5 protein-coding genes and 1 pseudogene are annotated in these 6521 nt (G+C 68.4%); 2 read left to right on the top strand and 4 right to left on the bottom strand.

Annotated elements, in window-relative coordinates; genetic code table 11:
- The 3 genes and pseudogenes from AC27IQ_RS17400 to AC27IQ_RS17410 all read right to left on the bottom strand — a co-directional run.
- Positions 1 to 576 (bottom strand): annotated as a pseudogene (locus tag AC27IQ_RS17400) (hypothetical protein); the annotation flags it as partial.
- Between the two features lie 54 nt (positions 577 to 630).
- Positions 631 to 1368 (bottom strand): RNA polymerase-binding protein DksA, encoded by a 738-nt coding sequence (gene dksA / locus AC27IQ_RS17405; protein ID WP_272567197.1) that lies wholly within the window; start codon positions 1366 to 1368, stop codon positions 631 to 633.
- Between the two features lie 175 nt (positions 1369 to 1543).
- Positions 1544 to 2626: a CobW family GTP-binding protein gene (locus tag AC27IQ_RS17410; RefSeq protein WP_487090207.1), complete on the bottom strand. Its 1083-nt coding sequence runs from the start codon at positions 2624 to 2626 to the stop codon at positions 1544 to 1546.
- A 207-nt stretch (positions 2627 to 2833) separates the two neighbouring features.
- On the opposite strand from AC27IQ_RS17410, the gene AC27IQ_RS17415 reads away from it, so the two are divergent.
- The gene (locus AC27IQ_RS17415) at positions 2834 to 4138 is read left to right on the top strand and encodes a sensor domain-containing diguanylate cyclase (protein ID WP_487090208.1); all 1305 of its coding nucleotides are present in this window, start codon (positions 2834 to 2836) and stop codon (positions 4136 to 4138) included.
- Positions 4139 to 4148: 10 nt separating this feature from the next.
- Here the strand turns inward: AC27IQ_RS17415 and AC27IQ_RS17420 are convergent, their stop codons facing one another.
- Entirely contained in the window at positions 4149 to 5330 is a 1182-nt protein-coding gene (locus tag AC27IQ_RS17420; RefSeq protein ID WP_284429480.1) for a class I SAM-dependent rRNA methyltransferase, read from the bottom strand.
- A gap of 217 nt (positions 5331 to 5547) precedes the next feature.
- Between AC27IQ_RS17420 and AC27IQ_RS17425 the strand changes: the two genes are divergently transcribed.
- Positions 5548 to 6483 carry a Tar ligand binding domain-containing protein gene (locus tag AC27IQ_RS17425; RefSeq protein ID WP_487090209.1) on the top strand — a complete coding sequence of 312 codons (936 nt, stop codon included), beginning with the start codon at positions 5548 to 5550 and terminating at the stop codon, positions 6481 to 6483.
- The last annotated feature ends 38 nt before the right edge of the window (positions 6484 to 6521 follow it).

Genomic DNA, 6521 nt, shown 5'->3' on the forward strand with positions numbered 1-6521 from the left:
CGCCTGCGAAGGCGATGGCGCCGCGCCGGCCCCCTCGGGGGCGCCGGAGGGCAGCAGGCTCTCACCCGAAAACAGCGGCTGCACGGCGGTCGGGGCCGACAGCACGCCAGGCAGGCTGGCGGGCGCCGTGGGCGCGAAGGCCCGGTCGTGGGCCGCGGCAATGGTGGAATCGGTGAGGGCGGTGTCGCCCAGTTCGCTGGGCGTGGGGGTGTTCTTGCTCTTCCACCACTGCTGGGACATCTGCGCTTCGATCTCGTCGATCTTCTTGAGCGTGACGGCCCGGTCATCGGGTGATGCCATGCTGCTCTGGAAGAACGAAGGCCGCGCGGTCGGGTCTTCGGTGCGCTGGCCCTGCAGGGCCTCGCGCTTGCGCAGCTTGCGCAACTGATCGAACTCCCGGCGCCGCACGAAATCGTTGCGGCGCTTGCGCTCGATCATCTCCTTGAGCATCTGCTTGCTGTACTGGCTTTCGCGGTCGGCGTCGATGGAGTCGAGATCGGTCCAGTTGACCGTGGGGTTGCGGACGAACCGAACCATCTTGGACAACAGGCCGGGGGAAGACTCTTCCTTGCTCATGGATGGTGGTTCAGGTCGCTCGCCGCGCAAAAAAGGGGAGACAGGATCGGCCGGTCAGTCCCCGAACATCTTTTGCTTGAGTTCGCGGCGCTGCTGCGCTTCCAGCGACAGCGTGGCCGTGGGGCGCGCGAGCAGCCGGCCGACGCCGATGGGCTCGCCCGTCTCGTCGCAGTAGCCGTAGTCGCCCGCATCGATGCGGCCGATGGATTGCTCGATCTTCTTGAGCAGCTTGCGCTCGCGGTCGCGCGTGCGCAGTTCGAGGGCGTGCTCTTCTTCGATGGTGGCGCGGTCGGCGGGATCGGGCACGACCACGGTGTCTTCGCGCAGGTGCTCGGTGGTTTCACCGGCGTTGTTGTGCATGTCCTGCTTGAGCTGCACCAGCTTGTGGCGGAAGAACGCCAGTTGCTTTTCGTTCATGTACTCGCTGTCGGGCATGGCGAGCACTTCGGCGTCGCTCAGCTCTTCGGCGGACTTGGTTTTCCAGTTGCCGGCCAGCTTGGGATCTTTCTTGGCGGCCGCGACGGAATTTTGCGGTTGCAGGGTCGTAGGCATGGTGTGTGTATAGCTGGCTTTGGCGGCGGTGGAGGCCACCGCGGGTGCCATGGATGGTACGGTCAATTGGGCCAAACGGGAAGAAGGCCGGGGACTGCGCGCGGGTTCGCTCGAAGGCCCTGCGGAGGCAGGCACCGGCACGGCGGCTTTGGACTTGGCGGGCGCCTTGGCGGCCGCGCGGACGGTGCCGCTGGAGGGTGCCTTGGCATCCGCCTCGGGTTTGCTGGGTTCGGCTTTCACTTCCTGTCTCCTCGCAGTAGGGGCGGGCCCTGAGCACGCGACGCGGCTCCAGGGGCAGTAGCAGGCCTTCCGGCGTTTTACCGGGGCGCGATTGTATCGATCCAGGCCCGGCGCGAACTGGAAAGTGGCAGATATCACACAAGCCGGTTCGGCAAGCCCCAAACGGGGTCCTGTCCTACTCGGCCAGGCACTGTCCCAGGCCTTGGAGAAAGATGTCCTTGGGCAGGTCGATGCCGATGAAGACCATCTTGCTCAGGCGCTGCTCGCCCTCAGCCCACTGCGGGCCCAGATCGCTGCCCATCAACTGGTGCACGCCCTGGAAGATCACCTTGCGCTCGGTGCCCTTCATGTGCAGCACGCCCTTGTAGCGCAGCATGCGCGGGCCGTAGATGTTGACGATGGCGCCCAGGAAGTCCTCCAGCTTGGCGGGGTCGAACGGGCGCTCGGCGCGGTAGACGAAGCTCTTGACGTCATCGTCGTGGTGATGGTGGTGGCCATGTCCCTGGCCGTGCTGATGCGAGGGGTGGTCGCAATGCTCGCCATGCGCGTGGTCGTGATCGTGGTGGTCATGCCCATGGTCGTGCCCGTGGTCGTGGTCGTCTTCCTTGAGGAAATCCGGGTCGATGTCGAGCTTGGCGTTCAGGTTGAAGCCGCGCAGGTCCAGCACCTCGGCCAGCGGCACCTCGCCGAAATGCACCGCCTTGATCGGCGCGCGCGGGTTCATGTGCTTGAGGCGGTGGATCAGGGCGTCGGCCTCTTCCTTGCCCACGAGGTCGGTCTTGGACAGGAAGATCTGGTCGGCGAAGCCCACCTGGCGGCGCGCTTCCTGGCGGTCGTTGAGCTGCTGGGGCGCGTGCTTGGCGTCCACCAGGGTGATGATGGAGTCGATGAGGTAGGTCTCGGCGATCTCTTCGTCCATGAAGAAGGTCTGCGCCACGGGGCCGGGGTCGGCCAGGCCCGTGGTCTCGATCACGATGCGGTCGAAGTCGAGCAGGCCCTTGCGCTTCTTGGCGGCCAGCAGCTGCAGCGTCTCGCGCAGGTCCTCGCGGATGGTGCAGCAGATGCAGCCGTTGCTCATCTGCACGATCTGCTCCTTGGACTCGGTGACCAGGATGTCGTTGTCGATGTTCTCTTCGCCGAATTCGTTTTCGATCACGGCGATCTTCTGGCCGTGGGCCTCGGACAGCAGGCGCTTGAGCAGCGTGGTCTTGCCCGAGCCCAGGAAGCCGGTCAGGATGGTGGCGGGAATGAGGGACATGGAGAAAAGCCTTGGGTGAAACAGCGGGTGCCGCAAAGCGGAAAGAAAGAAAAAGCACGGCGCGCGGCCTCTGCAGCGCGGCCGCGAAGGCGGCTGCAGGACCATCATCCAGTGTAGCGGCGCTGTCAAGCACCCCCATCGAGCGCAACACCGTCATCGGCCTGCTATACAGTGACTATCGAAGAAGCTTTTTGATACGTTTTGGCCATGGACTACCGCCTGACCGCCACGCTGCTCGATTCCCTGGGCATCGCCCTGTGCGCCTTCGACGACCAGCACCGCACCGTGCTGTGGAACCAGAGCTTCCTGCGCTTCTTTCCAGAGCACGACGGCCACGTCCACGCCGGCGAGCCGTACGCGGACAACCTGCGCCGCTTCTACCGCCAGCGCCTGGCCCCGGACGACCTGCGCTACCTGGAGCGCCATGTCGCCGACGGCATCGCGCGGCACGTGCAGCAGACACGCCCCTACGTCTTCCAGCACCGGGGCCGCTGGCTGCGGGTGGCGGCGTCCTCCATGGGCGACGGGCACCGCGTGCGCATCTGGCTGGAACTGGCCGAGGCCAACCTTCGCATGCCCACCCAGGCGCCCGCACCGCCTCCCGCCGACCGGCCGGCCGGCGATGCGCTGCAGATGCTCGAACACGCGGGCGACGGCGCCTCGGTGCAAAGCGGCGACGGGCGCATCGTGTTTGCGAGCGACCACTTCCTTGCCATGTATGGCCTGCCCTCGAAGGTGGCGGCGCTCGGGCGCAGCTACGCCGAGGTGGTGCGCCAGCATTGGGCATCGGCCTGCGCCCCGGACGAATACGCGGCGCGCGCCGAAGACATCGTCGCCGCCCTGCACGACAGCCTGAACTTCGCCGGGGTGCCGTTCGAGGTGCCGCTGCCCGGCGGCCGCTGGGTGCGGGTGGCCATGAACCGCATGGCCGACGGGCAGACCTGCGCCTTCCACACCGACATCAGCACCGACAAGCGGCGCCAGGACGAACTGCGCGCGCTGACGGACCAGTTGCGCGAGGAAAGCCTGCACGATGCACTCACGGGCCTGCAGAACCGGCGCGGGCTGCACTCGATCGTGCAGACGCTGTCCGGCCAGCCCGGGCCGCATGCCCTGCTGTACATCGACCTGGACGGCTTCAAGGCCGTGAACGATGCGGCGGGCCACGGCGCGGGCGACCAGGTGCTGTGCCAGGTGGCGGTGCTGCTGCGCCAGTCGGTGCGCATGGCCGACACGCTGGTGCGCATCGGCGGCGACGAGTTCGTCGTGGTGCTGCAGGCCTGCGAGACGCAGCAGGCGCAGGCCGTGGGGACGAAGATCGTCCAGGCCATCCACCAGCAGGACTTCGCCGCCGAAGGCGCCCGCTTCCGCGTGGGCGCCAGCGTGGGGGTGCGCGTCTTCTCCAGCCACAGCGACAGCCCCGACGTGGTGCTGCACGATGCCGACGTGGCCTGCTACCGGGCCAAGCACAACGGCCGCGGGCGCGTCGAGGTGTTCGGCGCGGGCGGCTGAGCGCGGCCGGCTATTTGCGCATCACCGCCAGGCCCTTGAGGTACTCACCCTCGGGAAACTCCAGCGTCATGGGGTGGTCTGGCGCGCCGCCCAGGCGCTCCAGGATGAAGCCGTCCACCCCCGCGTCGGCCCCGGCCGAGGCGACGATCTTGTGGAACAGATCGGCGCTGATGCCGCCCGAGCACGAGAAGGTGTACAGCATGCCGCCCGGCTCCAGCAGCTGCAGCGCCAGGCGGTTGATGTCTTTGTAGGCGCGCGCGGCCCGGTCGGCGTGCGCGGCGGTGGGCGCGAACTTCGGCGGGTCCAGCACGATGGCGTCGAAGGTGCGCCCTTCCTTGAGGAACTGCCGCAGCGAGGCGTTCACGTCGGCATCGAGGAAATCCGCACGCCCGGCCTCGAAGCCGTTCAGGGCGACGTGCGCCCGGGCGCGCTCCAGCGCCGGGCCGGACGAATCGATCGAGGTCACGTGCCCCGCCCCGCCCGAGAGCGCCGCGACGGTGAACCCGCCCGTGTAGCAGTAGCAGTTGAGCACGCGCTGAAAGCCCAGGCGCTGCGTGGCGTCGGCGAAGCGCTTGCGGCTGTCGCGCTGGTCCAGATAGAAGCCGGTCTTGTGGCCTTCGGCGATGTCCAGCGTCAGGCGCCAGCCGTGCTCGCGGATCGACAGGCCCGTCTCGCCCTCGCCGCGCAGCCAGCCGGTGGCGGGCTCCAGCCCTTCCAGCCCGCGCACGCTGGCATCGGAGCGTTCGTAGAGGCGCGCCAGCCCGGTTTCCTGCAGCAGCGCGTCGGCGATCACGGCCTTCCAGCGCTCGGTGCCGGCGCTGGTGAACTGCGCCACCAGGGTGTCGCCATAGCGGTCCACGATCAGGCCGGGCAGCCCGTCGGACTCGCCATGCACCAGGCGCACCCCATCGCTTTCAATGCCGAATCGGCCTCTGGCGCATATGGAACGCCGGCATGCTGCTATGAAAAAAGAAGCGTCGATGCGCTGGGCTTCGTCGAAGCTCCACACGCGTGCGCGGATGCGCGAGGTCGGGCTGAACGCGGCCCAGGCGAGGAACTGCCCCTCGTGCGACTCCACGCGCACGGTCTCGCCGCTGTCGCCGCCGCCCTTGGCGATGGCCGATTCGAAGATCCAGGGGTGGCGGCGCAGCAGGGAGCGCTCTTTGCCGGGTCGAAGGCGTAGGGTTTTCATGCCCGCGATTGTGCGATGCCCGTGCGCCGCCCCGGCGAAAGCCATGGCGCGGGCCCGGTGGCGCGCGGCCAGGCCGGGAGGATGCAAAGCAACATTTGAGCATTGTTGAGAAACATCCGCTCACAGATTCCTACCATCCACCCCATCTCCAGCCCCCTGGCAGGAGACGCACATCCAAACACCAAGCATTCCAACAATTTCAGGGAGAAAACACCACATGCTGCACTTCGGTCCTTTGAAAGTCGCCACCCGCCTGGCCCTGCTCCTGGCCCTCCTGTGCCTGCTCGCCGCCGGCGTCGGCGCCGCCGGCCTGCTGGGCATGGCGGGCTCCAATGCCGCACTCGTGTCGGTCTATCACGACCGTGTCGTGCCGCTCAAGCAGATCAAGATCGTGGCGGACGCCTATGCCGTGAACGTCGTGGACACGGCGCACAAGGTGCGCGACGGCGCCATGACGCCCCGCCAGGGCCTCGACTCGATCGCCAGCGCACGCAAGGACATCGACGCCCAGTGGTCGGCCTACCTGTCCGCCCCGCTGATCGGCGAGGAGCGCCGGCTGGTCGCGCAATTTCGCCCGCTGCAACTGGCCGCCGATGCGGCGGTGGCGCGGCTCGAGGGCCTGCTGGACGCCGGCGACATCCCGGGGCTGACCGCCTTCGCCGCCCGCGAGATGTACCCGGCGCTCGACCCGCTGCAGACGGTGCTGTCGTCCCTCACGCAGGTGCAACTGGACACGGCGCAGGCCGACTACGAAGCCGCCGAGGTGGCCTTCGCCGACACCCGCCTGGGGATCGTGGTGGCCGTGGCGGCGGGCGTGCTGGCCGCGCTCGGCTTCGGCTACCTCGTGGCGCGCAGCATCCTGCGCGAACTGGGCGCCGAGCCCGCCACCGCCGCCGCCCTGGCGCGCAGCGTGGCCCAGGGCGACCTCACCGTGGCCATCGCCCTCGCCCCCGGCGACGACACCAGCCTGATGGCGCAGCTGCGCCACATGCGCGACCACCTGGCCACCGTGGTGACCGCCATCCACGAGGGCGCCGAGAGCGTCTCGGCCGCTGCCGCGCAGATCGCCCCAGGGCAACGGCGACCTGTCGGCGCGCACCGAGGGCCAGGCCGGCGCGCTGCGGCAGACGGCGGCGCTCCATGGAGCAGCTGAGCGCCACGGTGCGCCACAACGCCGACAGCGCGCGGCAG

The sequence above is a fragment of the Acidovorax sp. KPB24-07 genome (assembly GCF_057543315.1).